Here is a 15,773-nt window from a genome sequence, read left to right as displayed (position 1 = left end):
CGCGACTGTATTCGACGCAATCAGTCTGTCGCATGACTGAGGAACGACAGCAGCCATCAACGCTCGGTAGATAACTACCAAAGCAGAATCTCGCTCAAAGGTGGAGGCTTACCCCCGAGGCGCTCCATCGTAATTCAAAATGCTTTTCTGCTCCCCATTCAACCTGATTAGCAAATGGTGACCAGGGCTATGCATCCTGATTTCGAGGCTCTTTAGCGGAGGCGAATTCCACCGTAATAAAGTACTCAGTCTCCTCCTTCGTGTTTGCGGTGATCTGCGCATTTGCGCCTGCTTGCAGCATTTGAGCTTGGATTTGGAACTCTATGTTGCGGTCGTTCGAGAACGACGTGGTCTCTTTGATTACGAGCGACGCTGCTTCACACGCACCGATTTCACGAGCCATCACCACCGCCGCCCAAGATGGTTCAAAGGCCAGCCAGAAATAATCCGCCCTAGTCAGGCGGTCGCCCTCATGCCACTGCTTACCCCTGAGCCGAAACTCCCTGGAGTCCATCGCATTCCTGGAATGATCGTTCTTGCTGGAGTAGGACGCACTACCACCGCCGTAACCAGCAACGTCAGTGGATGCAGATCCGTCGATTGAGCTACGAGCCACCTCAGCGGATTTTTTTGAGATCTGGATTCTGGTCGCCCCCATGTCGACCAGCATTTTGATCAGCTCTGCTTCACGCTCAGCGAGCAAAATTTGGTCATACCGCTCGCTTGGAATGTACAGGTTATGCTTGTCATGGGATGCGGCACCTGCCAGCGGATGACGCTTATAAACCTTTCCAACCAGCGGGTGCCCTGGCTCGAATCGGAACCCCGCCTTCTCGGCCTGGACGGGAGTCATAGAGTGCTTACGCATATACGCTGCAAATCGAGCAGCTTCTAGCGCCTGAGCTTCGTTCAACTGTTTTTGTTCTTCCGCATTCGCTACTGAATAGCGGGATAACAACTGAACAAAAAACGGGCTTACTGCCGCTGCGCCGACTGCAGAGGCTAAAAGTCCAATCGGAGTGGTCCGCATCGTAGCGATAGCGGCAAGGCTCAATCCGCTCAACGCCAGCTTATCCCAGCTTTTCTCATCTGGTGCAATTGGGCTAAGCGAGCCCTCTACGTGTTCGACTAGAGCATCTTCTGTCACGTAAATGTGATCAAGCACTAATGGCCCAAGGGTCTCGTCTTCACTAGGAAGATTGATTACATTCACTTGCGATCACCTCTGGGTATAGTTGGTCATACCTGCTTCGACTGATTTTCCAATTTCTTGAATTTTTTGTGATGAGCGTGATGTGAAGGTGCGGGCGTGGAGCATGGCTGACCACGGGTGTCTGGGCAGCGCCTACCCATTTGTTTTCCGAGGTTTCTTAAGCGTCCATTCATCAATCATATCAGCCCAATCCTGCAACATTGCACGACGCTGATCCCGATACTCGGCCTTGTTGTAAACGGCTCGCACGCCCTTCTGTTCGTGCGCTAAACACTTCTCGATCCAGTCAGAGTTGTAACCCGCCTCGTGCAGCAGCGTGCTAGCTGTGCGGCGTAGGTCATGGGGGCCGAATTTTACTAGCGGCACCCCCTCCTTTTGGGCAAGGCGATAGGTGAGTGTCAGTACCTGGTTGATCGTGGCGGCACTCATTGGCAAATCGGAGTCGTAGCGTGACGGCAGGATGTACTCAGAACCTCCAGCCAAAGTTTTCAGCGCAATGAAGAAATCCAATGCCTGACGGGACAGAAACACCAAATGAGGGTTTCGGCGCTTCATCCGCTCTTTAGGGATCGTCCATAGCGCCTCGCTAAAATTGATTTCACTCCACGTCGCATTGGTCAGCTCGCTTTTGCGTACCATCGTAAGCAGAAGGAGTTTGGCTGCGGCACGAACCGACGTCGCTGTCCCGATCCGATCCATGTACTGGTACATCAGCGCAATTTCATCAGGTGTCAGCGCCCGATCACGCGGCTCAAATTTGGCGATGCTGGCAGACCTCACCAGATCCGCCGGGTTTTCAACCTTCTGACCACGTTCAATAGCCCAACGGTAGACCTGCAGCACGATCTCACGGGAGTGGACAGCAGTTGCAGGTGCACCCCGCTCCACTATCGCATCAGTCAGCGCCCGCAGATCCTCGTGAGTAATTTCAGCCAGCTTCTGATTGCCAAACTTCGGCTTCAATTCGCGCTCGTAGACTGAACGGCGCATGTCTCGTGTCGAGTCCGCCATCTGATAGCCGCGCAGCCATTTTCCAGCCCAATCATCAAAGGTCTCAGCACCTTTGGTGCGAGCCTTCGCACGCGCCTTTTCCTTAGCTGGCGACTTACCTGCGGCGATCATCTTCTTCGCCTCCCCTAGCCTCTCACGCGCCTCTGCCAGGGTGATCCCGCCCAAGCCATAACGACCGAAGGTGACGGTCTCCTGCCGGCCATTGATGGAGTAGTTGTAGCGGAAGGAAATTGAGCCGGCCGGTGTAACCGCCACGTACAAGCCATCACGGTCAATCACCTTGTAGAGCTTGTCTTGCGGCTTGAGGTTTCGAAGCTTGGTATCAGTGAGCATGGCTTCCGTTTATTCCATGAAAAAATACCATGCTCTGAAAAGCGCAGAAGAATGGGGCTTAACCCCAGTAAAACCGGGCCTCCTGGCTATCCCGATACCATGCCCATCCTGAAACAAGGGACATGGTATCAAGCGTCATGCATGGCATCGGATGCAGTTGGTACCCCGTACCATGCCATAAAAAAACCATGCTTGGCGATGCAGAACGCTACCTGAACTTGCCAGACCCAAAAAGCCAAAAGCCCGCAATTATGCGGGCTTCAGGGCATTTTTTGCTAGATCGTGCCGGGCAGTGCCGGACGCGGGATCATTCCCACTCAATCGTCGCCGGCGGCTTGCTCGAGACGTCGTAGGTGACGCGGGAGATGCCGTCGATTTCGTTGATGATGCGGTTGGAGACCTTTTCCAGCAGCTCGTAGGGCAGATGGGCCCAGCGGGCGGTCATGAAGTCGATGGTTTCCACCGCGCGCAGGGCGACGACCCAGGCGTAGCGGCGGCCGTCGCCGACCACGCCGACGGATTTCACCGGCTGGAAGACGACGAAAGCCTGGCTGACCTTGTGGTACCAGTCGGCCTTGCGCAGTTCACTGATGAAGATATCGTCGGCGCGACGCAGCAGGTCGGCGTATTCCTTCTTCACTTCGCCGAGGATGCGCACGCCCAGGCCCGGACCCGGGAAGGGGTGGCGGTAGACCATGTCGTAGGGCAGCCCCAGTTCCAGGCCGATCTTGCGCACCTCGTCCTTGAACAGTTCGCGCAGCGGCTCGACCAGCTTGAGGTTCATCTCCTCGGGCAGGCCGCCGACATTGTGGTGGGACTTGATGACGTGGGCCTTGCCGGTCTTGGCGCCGGCCGACTCGATGACGTCGGGGTAGATGGTGCCCTGGGCCAGGAACTTGATGTTGTCGAGCTTGCTGGCTTCGGCGTCGAAGACGTCGATGAAGGTGCGGCCGATGATCTTGCGCTTCTTCTCCGGGTCGGCTTCGCCTTCCAGGTTGGTCAGGAAGCGCTGCTCGGAGTTGGAGCGGATCACCTTGACGCCCATGTTCTCGGCGAACATGGCCATCACCTGGTCACCCTCGTGCAGGCGCAGCAGGCCGTTGTCGACGAAGACGCAGGTCAGCTGCTCGCCGATGGCCTTGTGCAGCAGGGCCGCGACCACAGAGGAGTCGACTCCGCCGGAGAGGCCCAGCAGCACGTTGGCGCTGCCGACCTGGGCGCGCACCTGGGCGATGGCGTCCTCGACGATGTTGGCCGGGGTCCAGAGGGCTTCGCAGCCGCAGATGTCCTTCAGGAAGCGCGAGAGGATGCGCCCGCCCTGCTTGGTGTGGGTCACCTCGGGGTGGAACTGCACGCCGTACCAGCCGCGCTCGTCGTCGCCCATGGCGGCGATGGCGCAGCTCGGGGTGCTGGCGACGATGTGGAAGCCTTCCGGCAGCTTGCCGACCTTGTCGCCATGGCTCATCCAGACGTCCAGGCCGAGCACGCCGTCGTCGTCGAGGTGGTCCTGGATGCCTTCGAGCAGGCGGCTCTTGCCGACCACGTCGACCTTGGCATAGCCGAATTCACGGATGTTGGAGCCTTCGACCTTGCCGCCGAGCTGCTCGGCCATGGTCTGCATGCCGTAGCAGATGCCGAACAGGGGTACGCCCAGGTCGAACACCGCCTTGGGTGCGCGCGGGCTGCCGGCCTCATGGACCGACTCGGGCCCGCCGGCGAGGATGATGCCGCGCGGAGCGAAGGCGCGGATGTCGGCGTCGTCCATGTCGAAGGGGTGCAGCTCGCAATAGACGCCCAGTTCGCGCACGCGGCGGGCGATGAGCTGGGTGTACTGGGAGCCGAAGTCGAGGATGAGGATGCGGTGGGCGTGGATGTCTTGGGACATGGCCAGGTCTCGATAGCGCTAGGTTCAGACGATTCGGGGCTGTAAGACAGCCCCGAATCGCAACGTAAGAACTAAGAGCCTGTTAGAAGTCCGCTGCGCGTCGGCCAAACCGCGTTGAAAATGGCTTCGGAATGCTCATTTACCCTTTGTAAACTTCGCTTCCTCAGCCATTTTCGCCTTGTTTGTCACTAGCTCGCGGCGCTTTTAACAGGCTCTTGAATCAGGAATCAGCTAACGCGGTAGTTAGGCGCTTCCTTAGTGATCTGCACGTCGTGGACGTGGGATTCGGCCATGCCGGCGCCGGTGATGCGCACGAACTGCGGTTTGGTACGCATCTGCTCGACGGTGGCGCAACCGGTGTAGCCCATGGAGGCACGCAGGCCGCCCATCAGCTGGTGGATGATCGCCGCCAGCGGGCCCTTGTAGGGGACGCGGCCTTCGATGCCTTCCGGGACAAGCTTCTCGGCGCCGGAGGCGGAGTCCTGGAAGTAGCGGTCGCTGGAGCCCTGGGTCTGGGACATGGCGCCCAGGGAGCCCATGCCGCGATAGGACTTGTAGGAGCGGCCCTGGAACAGCTCGACCTCGCCCGGGGCCTCTTCGGTACCGGCGAACATGGAGCCCATCATCACGCAGTAGCCACCGGCGACGATGGCCTTGGACAGGTCACCGGAGAAGCGGATGCCGCCGTCTGCGATCAGCGGCACGCCGGTGCCTTCGAGGGCGGCGGCGACGTTGGCGATGGCGGAGATCTGCGGCACGCCGACACCGGCAACGATGCGGGTGGTGCAGATGGAGCCCGGGCCGATGCCGACCTTGACCGCGTCGGCGCCGGCGTCAGCCAGGGCCTTGGCGGCTTCGGCGGTGGCGATGTTGCCGCCGATCACCTGCACCTGCGGATAGGTTTCCTTGACCCAGCGCACGCGCTCGATCACGCCCTTGGAGTGGCCGTGGGCGGTGTCGACGACGATGACGTCGACGCCAGCGGCGACCAGGGCGGCCACGCGCTCGGGGGTCTCGGAACCGGTACCGACGGCGGCACCGACGCGCAGGCTACCGGCGTCGTCCTTGCTGGCGTTGGGGTAGGCCTTGGCCTTCTCGATGTCCTTGACGGTCATCATGCCCTTGAGGGCGAAGGCTTCGTCGACGATCAGCACCTTCTCGATGCGGTGCTTGTGCAGCAGCTCGCGGACTTCCTGCTTGTCGGCGCCTTCGCGCACGGTGACCAGGCGATCCTTGGGGGTCATGACTTCGCGCACCGGCACGTCGAGACGGGTCTCGAAGCGCACGTCGCGGGAGGTGACGATACCCACCAGGTCACGGCCGGAGATCACCGGGACACCGGAGATGTTGTGCAGGCGGGTCAGGTCGAACAGATCGCGCACGCTGGCGTCGGCGTCGATGGTGATGGGGTCCTTCACCACGCCAGCCTCGAAGCGCTTGACCTTGCGGACTTCCGCGGCCTGCTGCTCGACGGTCATGTTCTTGTGGATGATGCCGATGCCGCCTTCCTGGGCCATGGCGATGGCCAGACGGGACTCGGTCACGGTGTCCATGGCGGCGGACACCAGGGGAATGTTCAGCTCGATGCCACGGGTCAGGCGGGTCTTGAGACTGACGTCTTTCGGCAGGACATCCGAATAGCCGGGGATGAGGAGAACATCGTCGAACGTCAGGGCTTCTTGGCTGATGCGCAGCATGGCGGGCGCTCCCGGGCGGGAAAATTTAGGAGCGCGACATTATACCTGCGCTTGGGGATGGGCGGCAACGCACTCGGACACCAACGGTAAGAGGATTCGATTTACGTGAGAATGACTATCAACATAGAATCGCCGCCACTTTACCCGCCCCTGCCGAGAACGCCCTTGAACACGCCGCCCAGAGCCCTTCGCCGTTTCGCGCCCTTCGCCTTCAGCACCCTGGCCCTGGCAACCAGTTCAGGCCTGCTGGCCGCGGAAAACGCCAGTCTCGCCCCCATGGACATTTCCGCCACGGCCAGCGAGGCGGACGACAGCTATCGGGCGGCTACCGCTTCCACGGCGAGCAAGAGCGATGTGCCGATCAGGGAAGAGGCGCAATCGGTGCAGACCGTGACCCCGCAGCTGATCCAGGACTACGAGGTGCGGACCCTGGACGACGCCTCGAAATTCGTGAGCGGCGTGACCCAGGGCAACACCCTGGCCGGGGCCAAGGATGCCTTCGTCAAACGCGGCTTCGGCAGCAACGCCGATGGCTCCATCTTTCGCGATGGGGTGCGCTCGAATCTGTCGCACAACTTCGACGCCACCGGCGAGCGCGTGGAAGTCCTGAAGGGCCCCGCCTCGCTGCTCTATGGCGCCCTGGAGCCCGGCGGTCTGATCAACGTGGTCAGCAAGCAGCCGCAGTACCAGCAACGCACCACCCTGAGCGGCTCGGCCTATAGCGAAGGCGGCGGCAATCTCGGCATCGACACCACCGGCCCCCTGGGTGACAGCGGCTTCGCCTATCGGCTGATCGCCGAGCGCCAGAGCGAAGACTATTGGCGCAACTATGGCGTGGATCAGCACAGCCTGGTGGCGCCGTCGCTGTCCTGGACCGGCGAGCGCGCCAGCCTGACCCTGGCCTATTCCTATAACGATTACACCGGCCCGGTGGATCGCGGGACGGTGTTCGTCAATGGGCATCCCAGCAGCGCCAGCTACGACAAGCGCCTCGACGAGAAATGGTCCGAGAGCAAAGGCATCACCGAGACGGCTAGCGCTCGCTACGAGTACCAGCTCAGTGATGACTGGAAGACGCGGCTGATCTACGCCTGGAACAACGACAGGTACAGCCTGGACTTCGCCCAGCCGGTCTCGTTGGCCGCGAATGGCAATCTGCTGCGGACGGCCAATGGCGCCCATTACGATTACGAGACGACGTACGCCAGTTGGGACTTCATCGGCCGGCAGGATCTGCTGGGCCAACGCCATGATCTGCTAGTGGGCCTCGATCACGAGGATAACGACCAATACCGTGGCAACACCTACCGCAACAACAATGCCTCGCGCCGCAACATCAATATCAACGCGCCGGTGTACGGCAGCCTGGCAGCACCCAGCCTCCTGAGCACGACCCAGAGCGATCAGGACAGCAGCCTGGAATCCACTTCGCTGTACTTCAAGGACAACTGGCACCTGAACGATCGCTGGATCCTGGTGCTGGGCGGCCGCTACCAAAGTTTCAAGCAGTACAGCAATCAAGGCCTGGGCCGGGATTACGTCGTCAATCTGGACAAGCGCGATCACGCGGCCCTGCCGCTGGCCGGTGTGGTGTTCCAGGCCACCGATACCCTGTCGCTATACGGTAACTACAGTCGATCCTTCGTGCCGAACACCACCGTCGACGACCGCGGCAACACCTTCGATCCCGAAGAAGGCCGCAGCTTCGAGGTGGGTGCCAAGTACGACCTGACGCCTGGTCTGAATCTGAACGTGGCGCTGTACGACATCCAGAAGAAGAACGTGGTGACCACCAGCAACGTGGCGGGTGTGAGCGTGAGCGAAGCCGCCGGCAAGGTCGGCTCGCGGGGCCTCGAAGTGGACCTCACCGGCCATCTGGCCGAGCGCTGGGACATGATTGCCACCTATGCCTACGATCACACCGAGGTGCTCGATGATCCCAGCAACGAGGGCAAGCGCCTGCCCCAGGCACCCAAGCACAGCGGCAGTCTCTACCTGACCCACCACCTGCTGGTCCCCTCCAACCTCGGTGGCTGGCACCTCGGCGGCGGCGCGCGCTACGTCGGCGAGCGGGCCGGCGATGCGGCCAACAGCTTCTACATGAGCAGCTACACCGTGGCCGACGCCTTCCTGCGCTGGGACCTGCCGGTGACCGGCTACCAGACCCGCCTGCAGCTCAACGTCGACAACCTGTTCGACAAGCAGTACTACCCGTCGAGCGCCAACAGTCCGCTGCAGGTGGCGGTGGGCGAGCCGCGGACGGCGCGGCTGAGTGCCACGGTGAGCTTCTAAGCCAGCGGCCTACCCTCACCCCAGCCCTCTCCCAGGGGGAGAGGGGGCGGATCGAAACGTGCAACACAGTGGAAAACGCTTCGCGGTTTTCCACGCTACGCCCAAGTTTGCATCACCTGTAGGAGCGGCCCATGGCCGCGATCCGCTAGCAGCCTGCGCTCACACCAAAGGGAGAGGGACCGGCCCGGCGTCCTTAGCGGATGCCAGGCCCGTAGCGATGCTCTATCCTAGCCGCCCCGCTCGGGGCCTCGGCCCGCCTGACGGGGCTCTTTCAGTCTTCAGCCAGTCGCCTTCATGCTCGATCGTCGCGCCTTTCTCCAGCTCGCCACCGGTACCGTCCTGCTCGCCGGCCTGTCCGGTCGGGTATTCGCGCGTGCAGCGGTCGTCGATGGCGAGTTCCCGCGGCAGGTGGAGCATGTGGTGGGCAGCACCCTCATCCCCCGCCAGCCCCAACGGGTGGCCGTGATCTCCACCGGCCAGCTGGACGCCGCCCTGAGCCTGGGCGTGATCCCGGCGGGCACCACCCGGGTGGACAATCGCGAACTGGCCCCCGGCTATCTGCGCAGCGCCCTCGCCAGCCGCGCCGGCGAGCTGGACGCCATGGTCGATCTGGGCAGTCGCCAGGCGCCGGATCTGGAAGCCCTGGCGCGCCTGGCGCCGGATCTGATCGTGCTCAACCGCACCGTGCTCAAGGCCGGTGGCCTGGAGCTGTTTTCGCGCATCGCCCCCACGGTGGTGGCGCGCGGCACCGGTGGCAACTGGCGGCCGGACTTCCTCGTGCTGGCCGATGCCCTGGGGCGGCGCCAACAGGCCGAGCGCCTGCTGGCGGAGCTGGATCGGGATCTCGCCGCCCTGGCGCAGCGCTTCGGCGCTCAGCCACCCTCCGCCTCGCTGCTGTTTTCCAGTGGCGCCCGGCTGCGGCTGATGGGCGCGGATTCCTTTGCCGGCGGCCTGCTGCAGGCCATGGGCGTGACCCGCCCGGCGGCGCAGCGCTTCAAGGGCACCTCGCGGGATGTCAGCGCCGAGTTGCTGGATCTGGCGGACGCCGACTGGCTGTTCTACGCCGAGCAGGGCACCGCCCTGGCCAGCCTGGCGCGGCAACCGCTGTGGCCGCGGCTGACTGCGGTGAGTCAGTCCCGGGCCGTTCGCGTGGATACCGACGCCTTCTATCTCAACGCCGGGCCCCTCGCCGCCCGCCAGGTGATCGGCACGGTCGCCGGCGCCCTGGGGATGACATGACCCCGCCGGCCCGCCCCGCGCCTCTTGCGCAACGGGCATCCGCCGCCCGCGGTGGCCTGGTGCTGGTCCTGCTGCTGAGCGTCCTGGCGCTGGCGGTGGTGGCGAGTCTGGGCATAGGCGCACGGTCGCTGTCGGCGGCGCAGATCCTGCACCTGCTGGTTGCGCCCGATGACTCCACCGAGGCCGTGGTGCTCTGGGAGCTGCGTCTGCCGCGTACCCTGCTCGGGCTGCTGGTGGGCGCGGCCCTCGGCCTGGCCGGCGCCCTGATGCAGGCGTTGACGCGCAATCCCCTGGCCGACCCCGGACTGCTGGGCATCAATGCCGGGGCGGCCTTCGCCGTGGTGGCCGGGTTGTCGCTGGCAGGGCTTGACGACGCCCCGACGCGCCTGGCCTGTGCCCTGCTGGGGGCGGCCCTGGCCGCCGGCCTGGTCTATCTGCTCGGTGGCAGCGCCCCGGCCCGTGGCCAGCCGCTGCGACTGATCCTGGCCGGTATCGCCCTCAGCGCCAGCCTCAACGCCTGCACCGGCATCATTACCCTGTTCGATAGCGCGGTGTTCGACAGCTACCGCTTCTGGGCGGTGGGCGCCCTGAGCGGCCAGACGCCGGGCGGCGCCCTCGGCATCCTGCCGTTGCTGCTGATCGGCCTGCTGCTGGGTCTGCCCCTGGGCAGCCGCCTCAACGCCCTGGCCCTGGGCGACGACCTCGGTCGCGCCCTGGGCGCCCGCCCCGGGCAACTGCGGCTGCTGGCTTTCGTCGCCATCGTGCTGCTGTGCGGCGCCGCCACCGCGGTGGCCGGACCCATCGGCTTTCTCGGCCTGGTGGTGCCCCACGCCCTGCGCCTGCTGGTGGGCGCCGACTGGCGCTGGATTCTGGCCCTGGCGCCCCTGGCCGGGGCCAATCTGCTGTTGCTGGCCGACACCCTGGGCCGCCGCGTGGCCCTGCCAGGTGAACTGGAGGCCGGAATCGTCTGCGCCCTACTCGGCACCCCGGTGCTCCTCGCGCTGATCATCCGTTCCGCCCGGCGGGTGCGCCCTTGAGTCGTCATCGCTTCGCCCCCCGCCGCTCGGCGCGCTTCAAGGCCTGCCTGTTGCTGCTCCTGCTGGCGGCCATCGGCATCTGTGCCCTGACCCTCAGCGGCGGTGCCTTCGCTCCGGCGCCGCACCGGGTGGCGGCCACCCTGCTCGGTCGGGGCGACGCCCTGGCCAGTCTGATCCTGCTGGAGCTGCGCCTGCCGCGACTGCTGGCGGCCTTTGGCGTCGGCGCGGCCCTGGGTGCCAGTGGCGCCATCTTCCAGCGGCTGGCGCGCAATCCCCTGGCCAGTCCGGATCTGGTGGGCTTCACCGTCGGATCGGCCAGCGGTGCGCTGATCACCCTGCTCTGGCTGCAACTGGGCGGCGCGGCGCTGATGCTGGGCGCCCTCAGCGGCGGGCTGCTGGCCGCGGCACTGGTCGCCGGCCTGGCGGCTCTGGCGGGTATCCGTGGCGAGCGGATGATCCTGCTGGGCATCGCCGTCAGCGCCCTGCTCGCCTCGCTCAACGAATACCTGCTGACCCGCGCCGAGCTGGATGAAGCCCAGGAGGCCCGGCTCTGGCTGTTCGGCAGCCTCGACATGCTGACCTGGAGTCGCACCCTGACCCTGCTCGCCGGCTGCCTGCTGCTCCTGCCGCTGGCCGCCTGGCTGGCGCGGCGGCTGCGCCTGCTGGAGCTGGGCGACGACCTGGCCCGCGCCCTGGGCCTGGCCGTGCTGCCCAGCCAGAATCTGCTGCTGGCGGTCGCCGTGGCCCTGGCCGCCCTGGCCATCGCCACCGCCGGCCCCATCGGCTTCGTCGCCCTGGCGGCGCCCCAGCTGGCCCGCCGCCTGACCCGCAGCGCCGATCTCGGCATCCTCGCCCCCGCCCTGCTCGGCGCCTGCCTCACCGCCCTGGCCGACCTGCTGGCCCAGCGGCTGCTGGCGCCCTTCCAGATTCCGGTCGGGCTGCTGACCGGCGCCCTGGGCGGCCTCTATCTGATCTTCCTGCTGAGCCGCGAATGGCGGCGGACCCCATGAGCCAAGACGCCCCCTCCAGTCGCCTCGCCGCCCACCGCCTCACCGTGGGCTACGGCGGCCAGCCGATCTGCGCCGACCTCGATGTGCGCCTGCCCGATGGCCGCTTCACCGTCATCATCGGCCCCAACGGCTGCGGCAAGTCGACCCTGCTGCGCAGCCTGGCGCGGCTGATCCGCCCCAGCGCCGGCGAGGTGCGCCTGGACGGCCGGCTGATCCAGGACCTGCCGACCCGCGAGGTGGCCCGCCGTATCGGCCTGCTGCCGCAGAGCGCGGTGGCGCCGGACGACATCCTGGTCAGCGACCTGGTGGCCCGCGGGCGCCATCCCCATCGCCAGGCCTTCGCCGGCTGGACGGAGGCCGACGAGCGCGCGGTGCAGCACGCCCTGGAAGCTACCAATACCCTGGCACTGGCCGAGCGCGCGGTGGACAGCCTTTCCGGCGGCCAGCGCCAGCGGGTGTGGATCGCCCTGGCGCTGGCCCAGGAGACCCCGCTGCTGCTGCTCGACGAGCCCACCACCTTTCTCGACATCGCCCACCAGGTGGAGCTGATGGAGCTGCTCTGCCGGCTCAATCGGGAGGGTGGCCGCACCCTGGTGGCGGTACTGCACGACCTCAACCAGGCCTGTCGCTACGCCGACCACATCATCGCCCTGCGCGCCGGCCGCATCCTCGCCGAAGGGCCACCCGCGGAGATCATCACCCCCGAGCTGATCGAGGCGCTGTACGGCCTCAGGTGCGCGGTGATCGAGAATCCCCTGGCGGGCACGCCGCTGGTGATTCCCTATTAGCCGCAGGCCCCGGAAAACGCTGCGCGGTTTTCCAGGCTACCGCTAGGGTGGACAAGGGCGCCGCCTCGTCCACCGTTGCACCCCATCTTGTCGGACGACCCCGCAGGTGCTCCACTGGCGATCCAGAACAACAACGGAGCCCGCCATGCATATCGTCATCCCGGACGACTACCAGCACGTCGTCGAAACCCTGGATTGCTACCCCCTGCTCCAGCGCGCCGGGCATCAGGTGACGCTCTATCACGACGCCGAGCGTGATCCCAAGGTGCTGGTGGAGCGCTTCCGCGATGCCGATGCCCTGGTGCTGACCCGCGAGCGCACCCGTATCGACGCCGAGCTGCTGGCGCATCTGCCACGCCTCAAATTGATCAGCCAGACCGGCAAGGCCACCGCCCACCTCGATGTGGCCGCCTGCACCCACCGGGGAATAGCCGTCTGCGAAGGCAGTGGTTCGCCGGTCTCCACCGCCGAGCTGACCTGGACGCTGATCCTCATGGCCCGGCGCAAGCTCAAGCCGGCCATCGACGCCCTCTATGCCGGGCGCTGGCAGGTCAACCTGGGCGAACGGCTGGACGGGCAGCTCCTCGGCATCTGGGGCTACGGCAAGATCGGCCAGCGCCTGGCGCGCTACGGGCAGGCCTTCGGCATGCCGGTGCTGGTCTGGGGCAGCGAGGCCTCGCGCGCCCGCGCCGAAGCCGACGGCCATCGCGCGGCGACCAGCCAGGCGTCTTTCTTCGCCGAGGCCGATGTCATCAGCCTGCATCTGAGATACAGCGAGCGCAGCCGCGGCTGCGTGCGGGCCGAAGACCTGGCGCGGATGAAGAAGAGCGCCCTGCTGGTCAACACCGCCCGCGCCGGCCTGATCGAACCCGGCGCCCTGCTCACGGCGCTGGAACAGGGTCATCCCGGCCAGGCGGCGCTGGATGTCTTCGAGCAGGAGCCGGTGGCGCCGGACGATCCCCTGCTCGCCCATCCCCAGGTGCTCTGCACCCCGCACCTGGGGTACGTGGAAAAGCACAGCTACGAACTCTATTTCGGCGAGGCCTTCGCCAACCTGGTGGGCTTCTTCGCCGGCGAACCGACGGGACTGGCCAATCCGGAGGTGTTGGGGCGGTAGGCTTGGGGGCGCGTGGATAAGGCTGCGCCGTTATCCACTCTACGCAGCGCTCTGTTGGGCGCAGCGAGGCCTGACAACTGCACCCTCACCCCAGCCCTCTCCCAGAAAGAGAGGGGGAAAAGCGGTGTACACCTCGCAGGTTGGGTTGAGCGCAGCGAAGCCCACCATTGTCCAGGCTTGAGCGCTGTTGGGTTTCGACGATGAAGCCGTCTCAACCCAACCTACGACAACCGCTCCCTTACCGCGGCGGCGAAGGCGGCGGGGGCTTCCTGGGGGATGTTGTGGCCGCAGCCGGGTAGCACCTCGTAGCGGAAGGGTCCGCTGAAGTGCTGCGCCACCCTGGCTTCACCCTGCACCTTGGTGACCCCATCGTCGGCGCCCGCCAATACCGTGGTGGGCACGGGGATGGGTGGCTGCGCGGCGAGCCGGCGCTCGGTCTCGGCATAGGCCGGAGCATCCGGGGCCAGGCCGTAGCGGTGGCGATAGGAGTGGATCACGGTGTCGACGAAATCGGGATTGTCGAAGGCCGCGGCGGTAAGCGCATAGGTGGCGTCGCTGAAGCGCCAGCTGGGTGACCACAGCGACCAGAGCAGTCGACAGAAGTCGCGGCGATGTTCCGCCAGGCCGGCGCGCCCTCGTTCACCGTGGAAATAGTACTGGTACCAATAGCGCAGCTCCGCCGCCGGCTCGGCCGGCTGGGTCGCCGCGGCGGCGATGTCCTGGATCGGATAGCCGTCGCCCAGCACCAGCCCCGCGACCCGTTCGGGCCAGAGGGCGGCGACGATGCCGGCGGCGCGGCCACCCCAGTCGTAACCGGCCAGGGTCGCCCGCTCCAGGCCCAGGGCATCGAGCAGCGCCAGGACGTCATGGGCCAGGGCCGCCTGCTGGCCGGAGCGCGGGGTATCGGCGCTCAGGTAGCGAGTGGCGCCGTAGCCGCGCAAATAGGGCACATAGACCCGGCAGCCAGCGGCGGCCAGTTCATCGGTCACCTCGGCGTAGGCGTGGATGTCGTAGGGAAAGCCATGTAGCAGCAGGACCGGCGCGCCGCCGTCCGGTCCCTGGACCTGATAGGCCACGTCCAAGACGCCGGCCTGGATGGAGATGAGCATCAGAGTTCTCCGCAAAGGGTGTTGTAGAGCGGAGAGGTGGGTGGGCCTGGGAGTTCCCAAGGTGGCCACTTCGCGTGGAAAACGCTGCGCGGTTTTCCACCCTACCGGGCTACGGCGTCTGAGAGCATCGCGGCCATGGGCCGCTCCTACAGCGAAGGGTGACTCCGTAGGAGCGGCCCATGGCCGCGATCGACATGACCATGACAGGTCCGCTACCCCGCCAGATACCGCCCGATCAGGGTCACGCCGGAGACCAGCACCAGCCAGGTCACCAGGCGGGTGAAGCGTTCGCGGGACAGGCGCCGTTGCAGGTGGCGACCGATCCAGCCACCGAGCAGCATGGCGGGCAGCAGGCAGACCGCGAGGAGCAGCAGGCGGCCGTCGCTGTAGGCGCCGGCGATCAGCAGCAGGACGATGCGGATGGAGGCGCTGCAGCCGATGAGAAAACTCTGGGTGCCGCGGATGGCGTTCTTGTCTTCCAAGCGACCGTTGAGATAGAGCGCATAGAGAAAGCCGCCGCTGCCGAACAGGGCGCCACAGAGGCCCCCGACCCCGCCCGCCGGGATCGACCAGGCCGGCGCCAGTTGGCGAAAGCCTTTGGGGGTGAGCAGGCTGTAGGTGGAATAGACGACCACGAAGAGGCCCAGCCAGAGCATCAGCAGCCGGGCATCGGTGCGCATCAGCAGGTAGGTGCCCAGGGCCGCGCCGAGCAGCAGCATCGGCAGCAGCCGTCCGAGTTCGCGGCCGGCGATGGCGCGGCGATCCGGCAGCCAGTTGTGGAAGGAGGCGAGGAAATCCAGCATCACCAGCAAGGGCACGATGCGCGACAGGGGCATCCAGCTGGTGAGCAAGGGACCGGCGACCAGGGCGCTGCCAAAGCCGGCGACGCCAAAGATCAGATAGGCCAGGACCACGATGGCTTCGATGAACAGCCAGTCGATGGGGCTGAAGGCGGGAATCAGGGCAGCGAGGGTTTCGAGCATGGGGCGCATCCTGCGACAGAAAGCTCATTCTGCGCCCCGGAAACAGCCGGTGAAAACCG

12 protein-coding genes are annotated in these 15,773 nt (G+C 65.4%); 6 read left to right on the top strand and 6 right to left on the bottom strand.

The genetic code is table 11. The features are described 5' to 3' along the window. Positions 1-187: 187 nt before the first annotated feature. From OMP44_RS00800 to guaB, 4 genes are all read right to left on the bottom strand, one after another. Positions 188-1,213 (bottom strand): hypothetical protein, encoded by a 1,026-nt coding sequence (locus OMP44_RS00800; RefSeq protein WP_280305946.1) that lies wholly within the window; start codon positions 1,211-1,213, stop codon positions 188-190. Positions 1,214-1,345: 132 nt separating this feature from the next. Next, entirely contained in the window at positions 1,346-2,557 is a 1,212-nt protein-coding gene (locus tag OMP44_RS00795) for a tyrosine-type recombinase/integrase (protein WP_280305944.1), read from the bottom strand. A gap of 307 nt (positions 2,558-2,864) precedes the next feature. Then, positions 2,865-4,442, bottom strand: coding sequence for a glutamine-hydrolyzing GMP synthase (gene guaA, locus OMP44_RS00790; RefSeq protein WP_263259443.1), 1,578 nt, complete (start codon positions 4,440-4,442; stop codon positions 2,865-2,867). A 227-nt stretch (positions 4,443-4,669) separates the two neighbouring features. Next, the gene (gene guaB, locus OMP44_RS00785) at positions 4,670-6,139 is read right to left on the bottom strand and encodes an IMP dehydrogenase (RefSeq protein ID WP_059315777.1); all 1,470 of its coding nucleotides are present in this window, start codon (positions 6,137-6,139) and stop codon (positions 4,670-4,672) included. A 165-nt stretch (positions 6,140-6,304) separates the two neighbouring features. Between guaB and OMP44_RS00780 the strand changes: the two genes are divergently transcribed. From OMP44_RS00780 to OMP44_RS00755, 6 genes are all read left to right on the top strand, one after another. Continuing rightward, the gene (locus OMP44_RS00780) at positions 6,305-8,431 is read left to right on the top strand and encodes a TonB-dependent siderophore receptor (RefSeq protein ID WP_280305942.1); all 2,127 of its coding nucleotides are present in this window, start codon (positions 6,305-6,307) and stop codon (positions 8,429-8,431) included. 294 nt (positions 8,432-8,725) lie between these two features. Beyond that, positions 8,726-9,670, top strand: coding sequence for an iron-siderophore ABC transporter substrate-binding protein (locus OMP44_RS00775; RefSeq protein WP_280305941.1), 945 nt, complete (start codon positions 8,726-8,728; stop codon positions 9,668-9,670). Between the two features lie 59 nt (positions 9,671-9,729). Further along, the gene (locus tag OMP44_RS00770) at positions 9,730-10,707 is read left to right on the top strand and encodes a FecCD family ABC transporter permease (protein WP_187981247.1); all 978 of its coding nucleotides are present in this window, start codon (positions 9,730-9,732) and stop codon (positions 10,705-10,707) included. Beyond that, a complete protein-coding gene (locus tag OMP44_RS00765) occupies positions 10,704-11,717 on the top strand; it encodes a FecCD family ABC transporter permease (RefSeq protein WP_187980061.1) in 1,014 nt (337 codons plus the stop codon). Before OMP44_RS00770 ends, OMP44_RS00765 begins: the two co-directional genes overlap by 4 nt. Beyond that, positions 11,699-12,505, top strand: coding sequence for an ABC transporter ATP-binding protein (locus OMP44_RS00760; protein ID WP_187980062.1), 807 nt, complete (start codon positions 11,699-11,701; stop codon positions 12,503-12,505). Before OMP44_RS00765 ends, OMP44_RS00760 begins: the two co-directional genes overlap by 19 nt. Before the next feature lie 145 nt (positions 12,506-12,650). Next, entirely contained in the window at positions 12,651-13,622 is a 972-nt protein-coding gene (locus OMP44_RS00755; protein WP_187980063.1) for a D-2-hydroxyacid dehydrogenase family protein, read from the top strand. Between the two features lie 221 nt (positions 13,623-13,843). Here the strand turns inward: OMP44_RS00755 and OMP44_RS00750 are convergent, their stop codons facing one another. Both OMP44_RS00750 and OMP44_RS00745 read right to left on the bottom strand, forming a co-directional pair. After that, a complete protein-coding gene (locus tag OMP44_RS00750) occupies positions 13,844-14,731 on the bottom strand; it encodes an alpha/beta fold hydrolase (RefSeq protein WP_187980064.1) in 888 nt (295 codons plus the stop codon). A 212-nt stretch (positions 14,732-14,943) separates the two neighbouring features. Continuing rightward, the gene (locus OMP44_RS00745) at positions 14,944-15,714 is read right to left on the bottom strand and encodes a sulfite exporter TauE/SafE family protein (protein WP_133863164.1); all 771 of its coding nucleotides are present in this window, start codon (positions 15,712-15,714) and stop codon (positions 14,944-14,946) included. Between the last annotated feature and the right edge of the window lie 59 nt (positions 15,715-15,773).

The sequence above is a fragment of the Pseudomonas flavocrustae genome (assembly GCF_029872515.1).
In the GTDB taxonomy this organism is placed as follows: domain Bacteria; phylum Pseudomonadota; class Gammaproteobacteria; order Pseudomonadales; family Pseudomonadaceae; genus Chryseomonas; species Chryseomonas aestiva.
Note: the sequence above shows the minus strand (reverse complement) of the source record. Positions and strands in the feature narration are given on the sequence as shown.